The organism is Nocardia sp. NPDC050718, assembly GCF_040654235.1.
Taxonomy (GTDB): Bacteria; Actinomycetota; Actinomycetes; order Mycobacteriales; family Mycobacteriaceae; genus Nocardia.
Window position 1 is genome coordinate 391458 of the sequence record NZ_JBFAHQ010000003.1, and the last position, 16625, is coordinate 408082.

Here is a 16625-nt window from a genome sequence, read left to right on the forward strand (position 1 = left end):
CGATCGACCTGGTCGATCAGTGCTGGTGGCGAGCGAAATCTGGTGGGAGACTCCAGCGCGAAGCTTCGGCCGCCGCGAGGTAGTCATTGCCGCCGACATAGAACGTCTCACCGTCGGCGGCCGCGTTCGTACCCGCCCGCACGATCACTCGGGCGAAGTCCTCGACCGTAGGCAGCGGGCCTGCCGCGCGGCGTGATTCGACACTGCTCGGGTCACGACGTTCCAGCAGGCGGACGATGATGGTGCCGTCGATCATGTCGCCGGATACCACCGTGAAACCGACTCCGTGTGTCCGGAACTCGGGAATCAGGGCGCGCAGCGCGTCCTCGCCCGCTCGCTTGCTGGTGGCGATCGGGATGTAACCCTGTGGCACATCGGTCTTTTCGTGAATGAAGTGCGCTTGATGGCTGGTCACGAAGACGATCCGGCCGCCCACCGGCAGCAACGGCAGCAACGATGTCGCCAGATTCACCTGGGCATCTCGGTTGAGCCGAAGCGCGTATCCGGGATCGGCATCGCGTTCCAGTCCGCCGGAAGCGTTGAGTACCAAGGTGTCCAGGCGACCGAATGCCTGCCGGATTTCTGCGGCCATCTCCGTGACCTGCTCCGGATCGGACACGTCCGCGCCGAGTGTCGACGCGCTGCCACCAGCGTCGATGATTCGGTCTACCACGACCTGTGCCCGCTTGCGCTTCTCCCGGAAGTTCACGATCACGTGCGCCCCCGCTGCCCCGAACTGCACGGCCGCCTCCGCCCCGATCCCACGAGAGGCGCCGGTCACCAACACCACCCGCTGCACCGTCGAATCCACGATCATTCTCCTTCCGCCGTCCCCGAGCGGTCCAGATGCTTCTGATTCAGAAGCAACTATCGTGCTTCTGAATGAGAAGTGCAACAGGGGACAGCATCCCCGCCGAACCCTCCGAGAAGATCCTGGCCGCGATCGACCTGCTCGGTCAGCGCTGGATGCTGCGGGTGATCTGGGAACTCGAACCCGGCCCCCTCGGCTTCCTCGACCTGCGCCGCCGGATGGGAAATTGCTCGTCGAGCATGCTCTCCGACCGCCTGCAACAACTCCAATCCGCCGGCCTCACCCGCAAACACGGCCCGCGAGGGGCCTACGAACTGACCACCGAAGGCGCGCTCCTGGCCGAATCCCTTCAACCTCTCTGGGACTGGTCCGAACAATGGACCCCCAGCGGCGACGGCAACGGACGGATCCCCTGGCGCCCCGCCCGCTAGCCGCGGCCGCCTGGACGGTTGATCGCCGCGCTGCGCTGCAAGCGGCCTGTCGGGCGCTGCTCACGGAACACCTCGGTTCGCGAAAAGTGCTGGACAGGGGGGATATAAGTGGTTCATGAGTGATGACTTGGGGACGTTGTTCTGTGGGGGTGCGATGGCGGCTCGGGTCGAGCGGCTGGAGGCGGATGCCATTGTGGGGGCGACGCGGTTGGCGGTGGGGCGGGGGTCGGGTGGGTTCGTGCGGGAGTTCGCTGGTGGGGCGGCGTGTTTCGCGGAGGTGGGGTCGCCGTTGAACAAGGTGGTGGGGGTCGGGTTCGGTGGGGTGCCTTCGGCGGGGGAGTGGGCGGAGATCGAGGGCGCGTATGCGGCGGTGGGGGTGCCGGTGCAGGTGGAGCTGGCGCAGTTGGGGGATCCGCGGATCGGGGCCGAGTTGACCGGGCGGGGGTATCGGTTGGTGTCGTTCGAGAATGTGCTGGGGACGGAGCTGGGCGGGCGACGATGGGCGGGGTCTGCCGACGTCGAGGTGCGGCGGGACGCGGGGGATGGGCTCGAGCAGTGGCTCGATGTCGTCGTCGACGGGTTCGCGCATCCGGATGACGAGGGTGTCCCGTCGCACGAGGAGTTTCCGCGGGAAGCGCTCGCCGCCGTGATGCGGGATATGGCCGCCACCGGTGACACCCGTCGCTATCTCGCCTATCGGGACGGGGTGCCTGCCGGTGGGGCGAGCATGCGGACTGACGGTGGCGTCGCCGCTCTCGCGGGTGCGGCGACGCTGCCCGCGCACCGCAGGCGCGGGGTGCAGACCGCGCTGCTGTCGGCGCGCCTGACGGAGGCGGCGGCAGCGGGCTGCGACCTCGCGGTGATCACAACCCAGCCGGGCTCCAAGTCGCAACAGAATGCGCAGGGCAGAGGGTTTTCGCTGCTCTACACCCGCGCGGTATTGGTCAAAGAGGTCTGACGGGCCGGGCGCATGGTCAGCCCCCACGGTGCGAACACTCCGGCGGCGGCGGGCCCGTGCACCGCTCGCTCGGTGTGGCCGACAGCCCCAGCCTGCGTACCGGCAGCGCTTCGACGCTGGTAGCGCTCGGCACAGCAATCGCGTTGCGCTACAGGGCGCTGACGGCCTGGGCGACTCGCGTCGCACGTTCGGCCGGGGTCGTCGCCTTGAGGATCGGCAGGAAAAGCCGGTACTGATCGGAGCGGCCGAGCGCGGCGTAAGCGGCTTGTGTCTCGGGTGCGTCGGCGAGTGCGGCGACGAGGTCGGCGGGTGTCTCGGCGGTGCGCTGGCGTTCGTACGCGCCCGCCCAGCGTCCGTCGGCGACGGCTTCTTCGATGGCCGCGAATCCGGCGGGGCGCATCCGGCCCGCCGCGATGAGCGCCTCGGCCTTGGCCACATTGACCTGCGACCACGGGCTGCGCGCCCGGCGCGGGGAGTAACGCTGCAGGTAGTGATGGGCGTCGAGGCCGCGGCGATGGCTGTCGATCCAGCCGTAGCAGAGCGCGCCGTCGAGGGTTTCGGTGATCGTCACCGACGGGTCGGGGGCGCCCTTCTTGGCGATCCGCACCCAGACCTCACCGGCGGTGTCGTGATGGGCGGCCAGCCACGAATCCCAGTCGCTCGCTTCGGCGCAGGTGATGTAGTCGATGGTCATACGAACCATGATCCGCCGCAAAGTGCTCACCGAATGAGCACTTAAAAGCGAAAGAAACGGGTGCGGCCGCGCATTGTGTGGGCGGCCGCACCCGCGGGACTCACAGCCAGGTGTCGAGGCTGGTGGTCGTGAGGAAATGGTCCAGGTCCGCGCGCCAGGGCGCGGGGGTGGTCTTGTCGGGCTCGATGCCGGTGTACTGGCCCCGGTAGAACAGCAGCGGACGACCGTTGGTGGTCTCCGATTCCGACAGGGCGTGCACCCGGCCGATGACGATGTAGTGGTCACCGCCGTCGACGACGGAGTCGACGGTGCACTCGATGGTGGCCAGCGACTCGTCGAGCACCGGAACCCCCAATTCGGAGGTGTGCCAGGCGACTCCGGCGAACTTGTCGGTCTCCCGCGAGCCGAAGCGCGCGCAGGTCGGCTGCTGTGCCTCGGCGAGCACGTTCACGCAGAACTTGCCCGCCGCCTCGATCGCCGCCCAGGAGCGCGACCCCTTGGTGGGGCAGAACAGCACCAGGGGCGGGTCGAGGGAGAGGGCGGCGAAGGACTGGCAGGCGAAGCCGATCGGCTCGCCCGCCGGATCGAGCGCGGTGATCACGGTGATGCCGGTGCAGAACTGCCCCAGCACATTACGGAATTGCCGGCCGTCGATCGCCGGTGTCTGTTCGGTCATGTCCCTCGCCGCCATTCCTATTGCTGCTTGAATCCGACGGTGAAGTCGTGACCCCACAGGCTGACCGCGGTCGATTCGCGCGCGATCCAGTCGTCGTCGTCGACTTCGAGTCCCTCACAGCCGAATTCGATGTCGAATCCGCCGGGAGTCTTCATGTAGAAGGACAGCATCTTGTCGTTGATGTGCCGGCCGAGGGTGGCCGACATCTTCACCTTCTTGCGGTACGCGCGATCCAGGCAGAGGCCGACGTCGTCGGAGTTCTCCACCTCGACCATCAGGTGCACGATGCCGGTCGGGTTCGGCAGCGGCAGGAACGCCAGCGCGTGATGGCGCGGGTTGCAGCCGTAGAAGCGCAGCCAGGCCGGGTCGCCGTCGGCGGGACGGCCGACCATCTGCGGTGGCAGCCGCATGGAGTCGCGCAGCCGGAAGCCGAGGACGTCCTGGTAGAACGCCTGCGCGGCGGCATCGTCGGTGCAGGTCAGCACCACGTGGCCCAGACCCTGCTCGGCGGTGACGAACTTGTGGCCGTAGGGGCTGACGAAGCGGCGGCCCAGGTACTGCGCGCCGTAGAACGCCTCGAGGGTGTTCCCGGACGGATCCTGGAACCGGATCATGCCCTCGACGCGGCGCTCGCCCAGCTCTTCCTTGGTGCCCTCGGTGAAGGCGACCCCGGCCTTGTCCAGGGTCTCCCGCAGCCGCTGCAGGCCGGGACCGTCGGTGACCTCCCAGCCCGAGACCAGCAGCCGGTCCTGCTCACCGGGGACGATCACCAGGCGGGCGGCGAAATCGTCCATGCGCAGGTAGAGCGCGTCGGGGTTCAGCCCGGTGCCCTCCATCATGCCGAGGACCTTCAGGCCGTACTCGCGCCAGGCCGCCATGTCGGTGGCCTCGATGCGCATGTAGCCCAGGGCGCGGATACTCATTGCTTCTCCTCGAGGAAATCGACCGTGAGCCGGTTGAATTCGTCGAACTTCTCCAGCTGCGCCCAGTGGCCGCAGCCACCGAAGACGTGCAGCTGCACGCGCGGGATGACCTTGGTGGCCACCAGCGCGCCGTCGAGCGGGTTCACCCGGTCCTCGCGACCCCAGATGAGCAGCACGGGCTGACGCAGCTTGTACGCGTCACGCCAGAGCATGCCCTTCTCGAAGTCGGCGCCGGCGAAGGACTTGCCCATCGCGCGGACCGCGGCCAGCGATTCGGGCGTGCTCGCCAGGGCGAACCGCTCGTCGATCAGTTCCTCGGTGATCAGCGACTGGTCGAAGACCATGATCCGCAGGAACTTCTCCAGGTTCTCCCTGGTCGGCGCGTAGCTGAAGGCCGAGAGCAGCTTGACGCCCTCGGTCGGGTCGGGCGCGAACAGGTTGGTGCTCAGCCCGCCGGGGCCCATCAGCACGAGCTTGCCCGCGCGCTTGGGGTTGTCCAGGGCGAAGCGCACCGAGGTGCCGCCGCCGAGCGAATTGCCCAGCAGGTGCACCCGATCGGTGATCTGCAGGTGATCCAGCAGCGCGAGCAGCGCGGTGGACGCGTGCACGAAGTACTGCGGGTGGTCGACCGGCTTGTCGGACTTGCCGAAACCGGGCTGGTCGAGCGCGATCACGTGGAAGTTCTCGGCCAGCACCGGGATGTTGCGGGCGAAGTTCGACCACGCCGAGGCGCCGGGCCCGCCGCCGTGCAGCAGCACGATCGTGGGGCCGTTGCCGACGCCCGCCTCGTGGTAGTGCAGCTTCAGTTCGGGGGTGACCTGCGCGTAGCGGGAGGTCGATTCGTAGGTGAGTTCAGCGGTCTGGGTCATCGGCTACACCATGGCGTCGGTGACGGGCAGGCCGAACTCGTGCGTGCCGTACATGACGTAGGCGCGCTCGGGATCGTTGGCCGCGTGCACCCGGCCCGCGTGCGCGTCGCGCCAGAAGCGCTGCAGCGGCGTGCCGTTGGCCAGGGCGGTGGCACCCGAGGACTCGAAGAGCTTGTCGATCGAGGCGATCACCCGGCCGGTCGCGCGGACCTGGTCGCGGCGAGCCCGCACGCGCAGGTCGAACGGCACTTCCTGGCCCGCCTGCAGCAGCGCGTACTCCTCGGCGACATTGCCCGAGAGCTGACGCCACGCGGCGTCGATGTCGCTGGCCGCCTCGGCGACGCGCACCTTGGCGAACGGATCGTCCTTGGCGTTCTCGCCGGCGAAGGCCGCGCGCACGCGCTTGCCCTGGTGCTCGACGTGCGCCTCGTAGGCGCCGTAGCCCATGCCGACGATCGGGGTGGAGATGGTGGTGGGGTGGATGGTGCCCCACGGCATCTTGAACACCGCGTCGGTGTTCTGCTCGAGGCCGGGCGCGCGGCCCTCGCTCATCGCGCGGAAGCTCAGGAAGCGGTGCGACGGGACGAAGACGTCCTCGACGACCACGGTGTTGGAGCCGGTGCCCCGCAGGCCGACGACGTTCCAGACATCGTCGATGCGGTAGTCCGAGCGCGGGATCAGGAAGGAGCCGAAGTCGACCGGCTTGCCGTTCTTGATCACCGGTCCGCCGAGGACGGCCCAGGTGGCGTGATCGGAACCCGAGGACCAGGCCCACGAGCCGCGCACGATGTAGCCGCCGTCGACCGCCTGGCCCGCGCCCATCGGGGCGTAGGAGGAGGAGATCCGCACGTCGGTGTCCTCGCCCCAGACGTCTTCCTGGGCCTGCTGGTCGAACAGCGCGAGGTGCCAGTTGTGCACGCCGATGATGCCGGCCACCCAGCCGGTGGAGCCGCACGCGCTGGCGATCTTGCGGACCGTGTCGTAGAAGACGACCGGATCGGCGGCGTGGCCGCCCCACTGCTTGGGCTGGAGCAGCCGGAAGAACCCGGTCTCCTGCAGCGCCTTCATGGATTCGTCGGGAATGCGGCGCAGGTCTTCGGCCTCCTGCGCACGTTCACGCAGTGTCGGCAGCAGTGCCTCGACCCGTTCGGTCACTTCTTGCGTCATTTCGGAGCCCGCTCCTGCCTTGTCGGATCGACAACCGGTTCTTGTTCGACTCTGAGATTAGAACAGGTTCTCATTTCTGTCGAGAAGATCGCCCTACCTCGGATATAACAGGGGCTCGGAGCGAAGTTCGCTGGATAGCTGGCGTGAAGCGCCCTCGTTTTGTAACGTGTTCTAGTGAAGAAGGAGGGTTCGGGATGGCAGTCAACCCCAAGGTGAGGGAACTCGATGTCGGTACAACGCCGACCAGGTTTGCGCGCGGCTGGCACTGTGTCGGCCTCACGAAGACCTTCCGCGACGGCAAGCCGCACGCGATCGAGATCTTCGGGACCAAGCTCGTGGTGTGGACCGACACCAATGACGAGATCCGCGTGCTCGACGCCTACTGCAGGCATATGGGCGGCGACCTGAGCATGGGCACGGTCAAGGGCGACGACATCGCCTGCCCGTTCCACGACTGGCGCTGGGGCGCCAGCGGCAAGTGCACGTCGATCCCCTACGCGCGCCGCGTTCCGCCGCTGGCGCGCACCCGGAAGTGGACGACGCTCGAGCGCAACGGCCAGCTGTTCATCTGGCACGACCACGAGGGCAACGAGCCGCCCGCCGACGTCACGATCCCGCACATCGAGGGTCCCTACACGGACTCCGAGGGCAACCCGCGCGAGGATCATGACAGCGGCTGGACGCCGTGGACGTGGAACACGATGCGCATCGAGGGCTCCAACTGCCGCGAGATCATCGACAACGTCGTTGACATGGCGCACTTCTTCTACATCCACTATGCCTTCCCGACGTACTTCAAGAACGTCTTCGAGGGGCATGTGGCGACGCAGTTCCTGGAGACCAAGGGCAGGCCCGACATCGGCATGGCCGCCAAGTACGGCGGCGAGACGCTGCTGAAGTCGGAAGCGTCCTACTTCGGCCCGTCCTACATGATCAATCCGCTGGTCAACATCTACGGCGGGTACGAGATCAAGGTCGTGCTGATCAACTGCCACTACCCGGTCAGCCAGGACGAGTTCGTGCTGCAATATGGCCTGGCCGTGGAGAAGCCCAAGGGCATCGACGACGCGACCGCCGAGAAGCTGGCGGCCTCGATGACCGAGTTCTTCGGCGACGGCTTCCTCCAGGACGTCGAGATCTGGAAGCACAAGTCCAAGGTCGAGAACCCGCTGCTGTGCGAGGAGGACGGCCCGGTCTACCAGCTGCGCCGCTGGTACGAGCAGTTCTACGTCGATGCCGCCGATGTCACCGAGAAGATGACCCAGCGCTTCGAGTTCGAGGTCGACACCACCAAGGCCAACCAGGCCTGGGAGGCCGAGGTGGCGGAGAACCTGCGCCGCAAGGCCGAGGCAGAAGCCGAAGCGGGCGTGTAACCATGTCACCGACCTGGGCCAAAGCCCCCGATTTCGCCGATCAGCCCGTGCGGCAGGCCGCGGTGCGGGCCCAGACCACGGTCGACAAACAGCACTACCTGGACGACGGCCTGACACCGGTGCGGTGTCAGGCCTGTTCCGCCGAGGTGCTGGTGCGCAAGTCCAGCGCGCACCAGACCTCGGTGCAGTGGACCGAACGACCGGACACGCACTGCCCGGTCTTCGCCCAGCTCAGCGCGCACGGTGCCCGGCCGGGCAGGCCGGAATCGTGCCCGTCGCTGGAGAAGTCCATCAAGTGGGCGGTCGACGAGGGCGTGCTCGAGATCCCCGAATGATCAGCTGAACGGGGTGTGCGGCCGGTCCTGCCGGACGCCGTCGAGGTAGATGTCGACCTTCTCGTTGTAGAAGCACGCCAGGCCGGCGATCTTCTGGCTCTCCGGCAGCGGCGTGCGATAGATCCACACGATGTCGCGGTGTTCGGTGCCGTCGATCTCGACGTTCCAGTAGTCGGCGGTGCCCTTGTACGGGCAGCTGGTGTGGGTGTCGGAGGCGGTCAGCAGATCCATCCGGACATCCGGCAGCGGCAGGTAATACCGTGCGGGCAGGCCGGTTTCGAACAGGATGCGCGGTGAGGTGGAGTCGGCGACGGTGACGCCGTCGATCTCCACCCGCACCTGTCGCGTGCTGGCGAGGATGTCGACGCGTGAGTACGGGTCGCGGGGATGGACCATGATCAGCTCGTCCTCCTCGAACCAGTCGAATGCGGCGAAATCCAGGCGGACGGCGTCGTTGAGATCCGGCAGCGGCGAGTCCGGATACCGCTGTGCCGCCGCGTCGGCGCGCACGCCGTCGACGACCACGTCGTAGCCGGTGGCCTCGCCCCGGCTGGGGGAGTGCTCGCTGATGCCGTTGGGCTCCAGGTCGGCGTGCACGTCGGTGAGCGGGACGTAGTAGGTGGGGTAGTACGGGATCTCCCAGACGAGCAGTGGCCGCAGCGTATCGGCCACCAATCGGCCACCGAGATAAGCCCTTACCCGCTTCTGTGATGCCTCGACTCGGACGCGTCCGCGCTTGTCATCGCTCATGGGGGCGACGCTACGCCCGCCGGGTGAACGCGGACCGCGCACACGAGCGCCCCCGGTGCTCATGGCTCCGGAGGCGCTCGGGGTCACCGAGGGCGGGCTGGTCAGTCGCCGACGGTGATGGCCTGTGCTTCCTCGACGCTGTGCGGCGCCGGGTCGTGCTCGTCGATGTGGGCCAATGCGTTGCGGCCGACGAACAGCGCGCCGACGGCGGCGGCGGTGAAGGCGGCGCCGAGCCAGAACGGCAGCGAGACGCTGTGCTCGCCGAGCTTGCCCGCCACCCACGGCGCCGCGGCGCCACCGGCGAACCGGACGAAGCTGTAGGCCGCCGACGCGGTGGAGCGCTCGACCGGCGCGGTGATCATCACGGCCTCGGTGATCAGCGTGTTGTTCACGCCGAGGAACAGGCCGGCGATGACGACGCCGACGACCAGCACGACCTTGTGCTCGGTGAACATGCCCATCACGGCCAGATCGACCGCGAACAGGCCGAGCGACAGGGCCATCATCGGCAGGGTGCCGAAGCGCGCCTGCAGTCTCGGCGCAAGGAACACCGAGGCCAGCGCGAGCAGGATGCCCCAGCCGCAGAAGATGAAGCCGATCGCGTAGGTGCCCATGTCCAGCGGGAACGGGGTGTAGGCGAGCAGGGTGAAGAAGCCGAAGTTGTAGAGCAGCGCGGTGATGCTCACGGTCAGCAGACCCCGGTGCCGCAGTGCCTTGAACGGCGCGGTGATCGAGGTCGGCTTCGCGGGCTTGGGCATCTCGGGCAGCAACACGACGATCGCGATGAACGCGACGGCCATCAGCACCGAGACCCCGAAGAACGGTCCGCGCCAGCTGATCCCGCCGAGCAGGCCGCCCAGCAGCGGGCCGGTGGCGATGCCGATCCCCAGCGCGGCCTCGTAGAGGATGATCGCCTTGGCGACACCGCCGGTGGCCGCGCCGACGATGGTGGCCAGCGCCGTCGCGATGAACAGCGCGTTGCCCAGGCCCCAGCCCGCGCGGAACCCGATGATCTCGCCGATCGTGCTCGACATGCCCGCCAGCGCGGCGAACACCACGATGATCGCCAGGCCGGACAGCAGCGTCTTCTTGGCGCCGAAGCGGCTGGAGATGACGCCGGTGATCAGCATGGCGACGCCGGTGACGGCCATATAGCTGGTGAACAGCAGCGAGACCTGCGACGGGCTCGCGTGCAGCTGTTCGCCGATCGGCTTGAGGATGGGGTCGACCAGGCCGATGCCCATGAACGCGATCACGCTCGCGAAGGCGACGGCCCAGACGGCCTTGGGCTGTCCGGACGGGGTGGTGGTGGCTGCGGCGGCGGTGTCGTCGGCGCGAGTCAACTGGGGAATGCTCACTGGCGCTCCTGGTTGCATCACTGATGACCGCGGGCAACCGCACGCAGGGCTGTCAGCAGGTCGTTCATGTCGGTGTCGAGCCGGATCAGGCGATCGAGATCGAAGTCGGCGAGTCCGGGAGCCACGGCGGCCGCGAAGGCGCGTCTGGCCTCGACGAGGCGGTTCCGGCCCGCCGGGGTCAGTTCGATGAGAACCGCCCTGGAGTCCTGCGGGTCCCTGCTGCGGGAGGCGAAGCCGTCGGCGACGAGCCGACCGATCAGCGCCGTTGCCGCCGGTTGGGAACATCGATCGATCCGGGCGAAGTCGCTGACCCGCAGCCCGCCGTGCTCGTCGAGCACGGCGAGGGCACGCAGGACCGCGCGGGGCAGATCGTCGTCGCTGATCGCCCCGGCGAGCCGGGTGAGCCGACCGGCAGTGACCAACAGGTCGACCACGATGTCGTCCGGGGATGGCTGCTCTGTCTGCTGCACGAACAACATTATTGCATAAGCTAACTATCTAATTCCAGGGGTCGCTCCGGTGACCTCTCGCACAGACGCCGAAAGCCCCGGCCGCGGGGGCGCGACCAGGGCTTTCGATGGGATGCGATCAGGCGGCCGCGACCGGGCGACGGCCGGTGCCGAAGAGCTCGGCGGTGGCGTGCGCCCGCTTGAAATACAGGTGGGCGTCGTGCTCCCAGGTGATGGCTATGCCGCCGTGCAGCTGGATCGTCTCGGCGGCCACGTGCGAGAAGGTCTCGGTGCAGTGCTTGCGCGCGACGTAGACGTCCTCGGCGGCCGAGGCGCTGTTCTCCGCCACGGCCTGGGCGGCGGCCAGCGCCGTCGACTCGGCCGACTCCACCAGCACGTACATATCGGCCATCCGGTGCTTGAGGGCCTGGAAGCTGCCGATCGGCCTGCCGAACTGCACGCGCGATGCGGTGTACTCCACCGTCATCTCCAGGCAGCGCCTGGCCGCGCCGACCTGCTCGGCGGCCAGCGCCGCCCAGGCGATCTCGCGCAGCCGGGTGCGCAGGGCCGCCGGGTCGGCCGTGCCGATCCGCGTCGCCGGGGTGTCGGTGAAGGCGATGACGGCCAGCTCGCGGGTCGGATCGAGGGCGGGCGTCGGGGCGACGACCACGCCCGCCGCGTCGGCCGTCGTCTCGTACAGGCCGTCGTCGGTGAGGACCAGCAGCAGGTCGGCCTGGGCGCCGTGCAGCACGTAATGCGCCGCGCCGTTGAGCTTTCCGTCGCTCGCGGTGACGCCGGAAGCGTCCCAGCCCGCGGCGTCGGCCCAGCACAGCGCGGCCGTGCGCGAGCCATCGGCGAGGTCGGGCAGCAGCCGGGCGCAGGCCTGCTCGTCGCCCGAGAGCAGGATCGCCTGCACGCCGAGTACGGCGGAACCGAGCATCGGGACACCGGCCAGCGTGCGGGCCAATTCGCCGACCACCATCAGTGATTCGACCAGGCCCGCGCCCGCGCCGCCCCACTCCTCCGGCACCGCGAGCGCGGCGACCCCGACCTGCTCGCACAGCATGGTCCACAGCTTCGGGTCGTACCCGAGGTCGGTGTCCATGGCGGCGCGCACCGCGGCCGGCGTGGCGTGCTTGGCCAGCAGGGCGCGGACGGAGGTGCGGAATTCGAGCAGTTCATTCGATGACATGAGATTCCTTCGATCAGCCCGCGGCGGGCGCGGCGCGCAGGGCGTCGGCGATGCGGCCGCGGTGGAAATCGGCGGTGCCCCAGGCGGTGCGCAGGGCCGCCACCTTGGTGATCCACAGCGACAGGTCGCATTCGGCGGTGTAGCCGATGGCGCCGTGCACCTGCAGACCGGCCCTGGAGGCGCGGTGGGCGGCATCGCCGCAGGCCACGATGGCCGCCGACACATCGCGCGCGCGATCGTCGGAGTCCAGCGTGAGGGCGGCGCGGTAGAGCAGCGGCTCGGCCAGATCCAGCGCGATCAGCACGTCCGCGAGCTGCTGCTTGACCGCCTGGAATTCACCGATCGCGCGGCCGAACTGCTTGCGCTGCTTGGCGTAGGTGGTGGTCTGGTCGAGCAGTGCGCGGCCCGCGCCGAGCAGCATCGCGGCACAGGCGAGGACGCCGAGGTCGAAGGCGTAGTCGATGGCGTCGCGCGCATCGTCGGCCACGGCCTCGTCGGCCTCGACCTGGAACAGCTTGCGCGCCGGGTCGATCGAGGCGAGCGGTCCCGCCGCGGTGCGCCGCCCGACGGCCAGCGCGCCGCCGTCGGCGACCAGCACCAGGTCGGCGGCATCGGCGTCGAGCGCGATGCCGCGCTGCGGAGTGCCGAAGCTGACGGTGCCGAGCAGCGCGCCGCCCGCGAGCGCGGGCAGCCACCGCCGCGCGGGCTCGGTGTTCGGAAGCCGCTGCAACAGCGCCGGAATCACCGCGGCCGATTCGATCACCGGGCCCGGCGCGGCGGCCCGGCCAAGCTCGACGAGCGCGACGACGAGGTCCACCGGGGTGGCCTCGGCGCCGTCGTACTGCTCGTCGACGATCAGGCCGAAGGCGCCCATCTCGGCCACCTGGCGCAGCAGCGCGGTGCCCTTGGCGGTGTCGCCGGCGGCCCAGGCGCGGGTCGCGGCGGGCACCTGCGCGGCGTCGAGGACCTTGCGCAGTTCGGCGGCGAAATCGAGTTGTTCGGTGCTGAGGGCGAACTTCATCGCAGGCCTCCTGTGCTCGGACGGGCGAAGGCGCCCGGTGCGTCGACGGTCATCGCTTGCTCTCCCGCGGCAGGCCGAGGATGCGCTCGGCGATGATGTTGCGCTGGATCTCGTTGGTGCCCGCGTAGATCGGGCCCGACAGCGAGAACAGGTAGCCGTCGGTCCACTTGCTGGTCAGTTCGGCGGCGGGGCCGAGCAGGTCGAGTCCCGTCTGGTGCATGGCGATGTCGAGCTCGGACCAGAACACCTTGGTGATCGAGGACTCCGCGCCGAGCTGGCCGCCGTCGGTCAGCCGGGTGACGGTGCCGAAGGTGTGCAGCCGGTAGGCCTCGCTGCCGAGCCAGGCGTCCACCACGGCGTTGCGCGCGGCGGTGTCGGTGGGCTCGGACGTCTCGGTCCACAGGTCGATCAGCCGCTGCGCGGTCGCGCTGAACCGGCCGGGGCTGCGCAGCGACAGGCCGCGCTCGTTGCTCGAGGTCGCCATGGCGACCCGCCAGCCCTCGTTCGGCGCGCCGATGACATCGCGGTCGGGGACGAAGACGTCGTCGAGGAAGATCTCGGCGAAGCCGGGCTCGCCGTCGAGCTGCGGGATCGGCCGCACGCTGACGCCGTCGGCGGACAGCGGGAACATCACGTAGGTCAGGCCGTGATGGCGCTGCGCGTCCGGGTCGCTGCGGAACAGGCCGAAGGCCCAGTCGGCGTAGGTGGCGCGCGAGCTCCAGGTCTTCTGGCCGTTGAGGATCCAGCCGCCCTCGGTGCGGCGCGCGGTCGAGCGCAGGCTCGCCAGGTCGCTGCCCGATTCGGGCTCGGACCAGGCCTGCGCCCAGATGTCGTCACCGCGCGCCATCCGCGGCAGGATCCGGGCCAGCTGCTCCTCGGTGCCGTGCTCGAACAGGGTCGGCGCGAGCAGGAAGATGCCGTTCTGGGCGACGCGCCCCGGCGCACCCGCCGCGTAGTACTCCTGCTCGAACAGCACCCACTCGAGGATGGAGGCGTCGCGGCCGCCGTACTCGGTGGGCCACGACACCGCCGACAGGCGGGCCTCGGCCAGCTTCGCCTCCCAGGCACGGTGGGCTTCGAAACCCTCGGCGGTGTCCATGGACGGCAGCGGTTCGCTGGGGACATTGGCGGCGAGGAACTCGCGCACCTCCAGCTGGAACTCCCGGACTGCCGGGTCGATCTCGAGGTCCACTTACTTCGTCCCGTTCTGTTCGGTCGCGGCGCCCTTCATCGAGCGGGCGGTCATCCCGCCGAGCGAATCGGCGCCGACTTCGGCGTTGTGCGCGTGCGCGAAATGGTGCAGCCCGAAGACCGAGTCCATGCCGGAGCGCATGCCCATCAGGTCTTCGGCCTGGTTGACGGCCTTCTTGGTGAGCGCGAGCCCGAATTGCGGCATGGCGGAGATCTTCTCGGCCAGCGCCAGCACCTCGGACTCCAGGTCCTCGCGCGGCACGACCCGGTTGACCATGCCCCACTCCTTGGCCTGGGCGGCGTCGAACCGGTCACCGGTGAAGAGGAACTCCTTGGCCGCGCGCGGCCCCATCACCCACGGATGCGCGAAGTACTCGACGCCCGGAATGCCCATCCGGACAACGGGGTCGGAGAAGAACGCGTCGTCGGAGCAGACGATCATGTCGCACACCCAGGCCAGCATCAGCCCGCCGGCGATGCAGGCGCCCTGCACCATCGCGACCATCGGCTTGGGGATCTCCCGCCAGCGGCGGCACATGCCCAGGTACACCTCGGACTCACGCGCGAAGCGCTGATCGCCGCCGGCGCGGTCGAGGTGGTCCCACCACAGGGCGGCCTTGTTCTCGTAGTGCGCGTCGTGGTCGCGGCCCGGGGTGCCGATGTCGTGGCCCGCGCTGAAGTGCTTTCCGTTGCCCGCCAGCACGATCACCTTGACCTCGGGGTCCTCGACGGCCCGCACGAAGGCGGCGTCGAGGGCGTAGGTCATCTTCGAGTTCTGCGCGTTGCGGAACTCGGGCCGGTTCATGGTGACGACGGCGACCGACCCGCGCACCGCATAGGTGACGACCTCGGTCTCGGTTTCGGAACTCACGACTTCTCCTCACGAAGCTCACGCTTGAGCACTTTGCCCGCCGCGCTGTAGGGCAGCTGGTCGCGGAACTCCACGAGCCGGGGCACTTTGAAATTGGCCAATGTGGACGCGGCGAAGGCGATCACCTCGTCCGCGGTCAGCGTCGAGCCGGCCTTGCGGACGACGACGGCCTTGCCGACCTCGCCCATCCGCTCGTCCGGGATACCGATGACCGCCGACTCGGCGACGCCGTCGAGCCGGGCGAGGGTCTGCTCGATCTCGGCGGGGTACACGTTGAACCCGCCGGTGATGTACATGTCCTTGAGCCGGTCGGTGATCTTCAGGTAGCCGCGCTCGTCGACGACGCCGATGTCGCCGGTGTGCAGCCAGCCGTCGGCGTCGATGGCCTCGGCGGTGGCCTCGGGATCGTCGAGGTAGCCGAGCATCACGTTGGGGCCGCGCAGCAGCACCTCACCGGCCTCGGACAGGCGCAGTTCGAAGTCGGCGATCGGGCCGCCGCAGGTGTTGGCGATGGTGGCGGCGTCGTCCTCGGGGCGGCACATGGTGCCGAAACCGGCCGACTCGGACAGGCCGTAGGCGGTGATGACCACCTCGAAGTCGAGGTCGTCGCGCATCCGCTCGATCAGCACCACCGGCACCGTCGCCGCGCCGGTCACCGCAACGCGCAGCGAGGACAGGTCGCGTGCGTCGCGCTGGGGATGCTCGAGGATGGTCTGGTAGATCGTCGGCGGGCCGGTCAGCACGGTGATCCGCTCCGACTCGATCAGCGCGAGCGCGGCGGGCACGTCGAAGGTGGCCTGCGGGACGATCGTGGCCCCGGTGACCAGGCAGGCGAGAATGCCCGCCTTGTAGCCGAAGTTGTGGAAGAACGGCGGGATCATCAGGTAGCGATCGCCCGCGCGCAGGGTCGAGCACTCGACCCAGCCGCGGACCACGCCCAGTGCCTGCCGGTGCGCGACGAGCGTGCCCTTGCTGCGGCCGGTGGTGCCGGAGGTGAACAGGATGTCGGAGATGTCGTCGGGGGAGACGGCGTTCGCCCGCTCCTCGCCCGCCTCGGCGGTGACGGTCGCCGCCAGCTCGAGCAGCGCCGACCAGCTCAGCGACCCGTCGTCGACGGCGGATTCGCCCTCGACCGGGATCACCACGACGGTGCCGATCTTCAGCTCCGGCGCGGTCTCGCGCAGTTCGGTGGCGCGATCGCGGCCGAGGAACGACCCGGCGACGAACAGCGCCTTGGCGTCCACCCGGACCAGCACATCGGCCGCCTCGGCGGCGACATAGCGGGTGTTGAGCGGTACCAGCGCGGCGCCGACCGAGTGCGCGGCCAGCGCGGCCACCACCCAGTGGTGGGTATTGGGCGCCCACATCGCGACCCGGTCGCCGCGGTCGATCCCGCGGGCGATCAGGGCGCGCGCCGCGATCCGTACCTGGTCGAGCAGGTCGGACCAGGTCAGGCGGGTCGCGCCGTCGATCAGGGCCGGCTCGTGCGGATGCGCCGCGGCGACGTCTCGCAGAGCCTGCGGGGTGGTCTGTGCAGGGGTTGTCACGGGGTCCTC

At 69.1% G+C, this 16625-nt stretch carries 18 protein-coding genes; 4 read left to right on the forward strand and 14 right to left on the reverse strand.

Annotated elements, in window-relative coordinates; translation table 11 throughout:
- Window positions 1-16 precede the first annotated feature (16 nt).
- Window positions 17-817: an SDR family oxidoreductase gene (locus tag AB0H54_RS16230; protein ID WP_357346242.1), complete on the reverse strand. Its 801-nt coding sequence runs from the start codon at window positions 815-817 to the stop codon at window positions 17-19.
- A 65-nt stretch (window positions 818-882) separates the two neighbouring features.
- Between AB0H54_RS16230 and AB0H54_RS16235 the strand changes: the two genes are divergently transcribed.
- Window positions 883-1242, forward strand: a complete 360-nt coding sequence (locus tag AB0H54_RS16235; protein ID WP_357346243.1) for a helix-turn-helix domain-containing protein — start codon at window positions 883-885, stop codon at window positions 1240-1242.
- Window positions 1243-1357: 115 nt separating this feature from the next.
- Window positions 1358-2200, forward strand: coding sequence for a GNAT family N-acetyltransferase (locus AB0H54_RS16240; RefSeq protein WP_357346244.1), 843 nt, complete (start codon window positions 1358-1360; stop codon window positions 2198-2200).
- Window positions 2201-2348: 148 nt separating this feature from the next.
- Here AB0H54_RS16240 and AB0H54_RS16245 read toward each other — a convergent pair whose 3' ends face one another.
- The 5 genes from AB0H54_RS16245 to hsaA form a co-directional block, all read right to left on the reverse strand.
- Window positions 2349-2894, reverse strand: a complete 546-nt coding sequence (locus AB0H54_RS16245; protein WP_357346245.1) for a YdeI/OmpD-associated family protein — start codon at window positions 2892-2894, stop codon at window positions 2349-2351.
- A 100-nt stretch (window positions 2895-2994) separates the two neighbouring features.
- Window positions 2995-3570: a 3-hydroxy-9,10-secoandrosta-1,3,5(10)-triene-9,17-dione monooxygenase reductase subunit gene (gene hsaB / locus AB0H54_RS16250; protein WP_019044727.1), complete on the reverse strand. Its 576-nt coding sequence runs from the start codon at window positions 3568-3570 to the stop codon at window positions 2995-2997.
- 17 nt (window positions 3571-3587) lie between these two features.
- Window positions 3588-4493 (reverse strand): iron-dependent extradiol dioxygenase HsaC, encoded by a 906-nt coding sequence (gene hsaC / locus AB0H54_RS16255; protein WP_355270786.1) that lies wholly within the window; start codon window positions 4491-4493, stop codon window positions 3588-3590.
- On the reverse strand, window positions 4490-5362 hold the full coding sequence (gene hsaD / locus AB0H54_RS16260) for a 4,5:9,10-diseco-3-hydroxy-5,9,17-trioxoandrosta-1(10),2-diene-4-oate hydrolase (RefSeq protein ID WP_355270788.1): 873 nt from the start codon (window positions 5360-5362) through the stop codon (window positions 4490-4492). The genes hsaC and hsaD overlap by 4 nt, the downstream gene beginning before the upstream one ends.
- A gap of 3 nt (window positions 5363-5365) precedes the next feature.
- Window positions 5366-6529 (reverse strand): 3-hydroxy-9,10-secoandrosta-1,3,5(10)-triene-9,17-dione monooxygenase oxygenase subunit, encoded by a 1164-nt coding sequence (hsaA, locus tag AB0H54_RS16265; RefSeq protein ID WP_355270790.1) that lies wholly within the window; start codon window positions 6527-6529, stop codon window positions 5366-5368.
- 194 nt (window positions 6530-6723) lie between these two features.
- Here hsaA and AB0H54_RS16270 point away from each other — a divergent pair, with 194 nt between their 5' ends.
- Together AB0H54_RS16270 and AB0H54_RS16275 are read left to right on the forward strand one after the other, a co-directional pair.
- Complete coding sequence (locus AB0H54_RS16270; protein ID WP_355270792.1) at window positions 6724-7902, forward strand: Rieske 2Fe-2S domain-containing protein; 1179 nt, start codon at window positions 6724-6726, stop codon at window positions 7900-7902.
- Between the two features lie 2 nt (window positions 7903-7904).
- Complete coding sequence (locus AB0H54_RS16275) at window positions 7905-8237, forward strand: hypothetical protein (protein ID WP_357346246.1); 333 nt, start codon at window positions 7905-7907, stop codon at window positions 8235-8237.
- Here AB0H54_RS16275 and AB0H54_RS16280 read toward each other — a convergent pair whose 3' ends face one another.
- The 8 genes from AB0H54_RS16280 to AB0H54_RS16315 form a co-directional block, all read right to left on the reverse strand.
- A complete protein-coding gene (locus AB0H54_RS16280) occupies window positions 8238-8987 on the reverse strand; it encodes a DUF427 domain-containing protein (protein ID WP_357346247.1) in 750 nt (249 codons plus the stop codon).
- A 101-nt stretch (window positions 8988-9088) separates the two neighbouring features.
- Window positions 9089-10339 (reverse strand): MFS transporter, encoded by a 1251-nt coding sequence (locus tag AB0H54_RS16285; RefSeq protein ID WP_357346609.1) that lies wholly within the window; start codon window positions 10337-10339, stop codon window positions 9089-9091.
- Window positions 10340-10362: 23 nt separating this feature from the next.
- Window positions 10363-10815, reverse strand: a complete 453-nt coding sequence (locus AB0H54_RS16290; protein ID WP_355270798.1) for a MarR family transcriptional regulator — start codon at window positions 10813-10815, stop codon at window positions 10363-10365.
- 118 nt (window positions 10816-10933) lie between these two features.
- Window positions 10934-11986, reverse strand: a complete 1053-nt coding sequence (locus AB0H54_RS16295) for an acyl-CoA dehydrogenase family protein (RefSeq protein WP_357346248.1) — start codon at window positions 11984-11986, stop codon at window positions 10934-10936.
- Window positions 11987-11999: 13 nt separating this feature from the next.
- The gene (locus tag AB0H54_RS16300) at window positions 12000-13007 is read right to left on the reverse strand and encodes an acyl-CoA dehydrogenase family protein (RefSeq protein WP_357346249.1); all 1008 of its coding nucleotides are present in this window, start codon (window positions 13005-13007) and stop codon (window positions 12000-12002) included.
- Window positions 13008-13056: 49 nt separating this feature from the next.
- Window positions 13057-14199 carry an acyl-CoA dehydrogenase family protein gene (locus AB0H54_RS16305; protein WP_357346250.1) on the reverse strand — a complete coding sequence of 381 codons (1143 nt, stop codon included), beginning with the start codon at window positions 14197-14199 and terminating at the stop codon, window positions 13057-13059.
- Window positions 14200-15069, reverse strand: a complete 870-nt coding sequence (locus AB0H54_RS16310; protein WP_357346251.1) for an enoyl-CoA hydratase — start codon at window positions 15067-15069, stop codon at window positions 14200-14202. It lies immediately after the preceding gene.
- Window positions 15066-16616: a FadD3 family acyl-CoA ligase gene (locus AB0H54_RS16315; RefSeq protein WP_357346252.1), complete on the reverse strand. Its 1551-nt coding sequence runs from the start codon at window positions 16614-16616 to the stop codon at window positions 15066-15068. The genes AB0H54_RS16310 and AB0H54_RS16315 overlap by 4 nt, the downstream gene beginning before the upstream one ends.
- Window positions 16617-16625 lie beyond the last annotated feature (9 nt).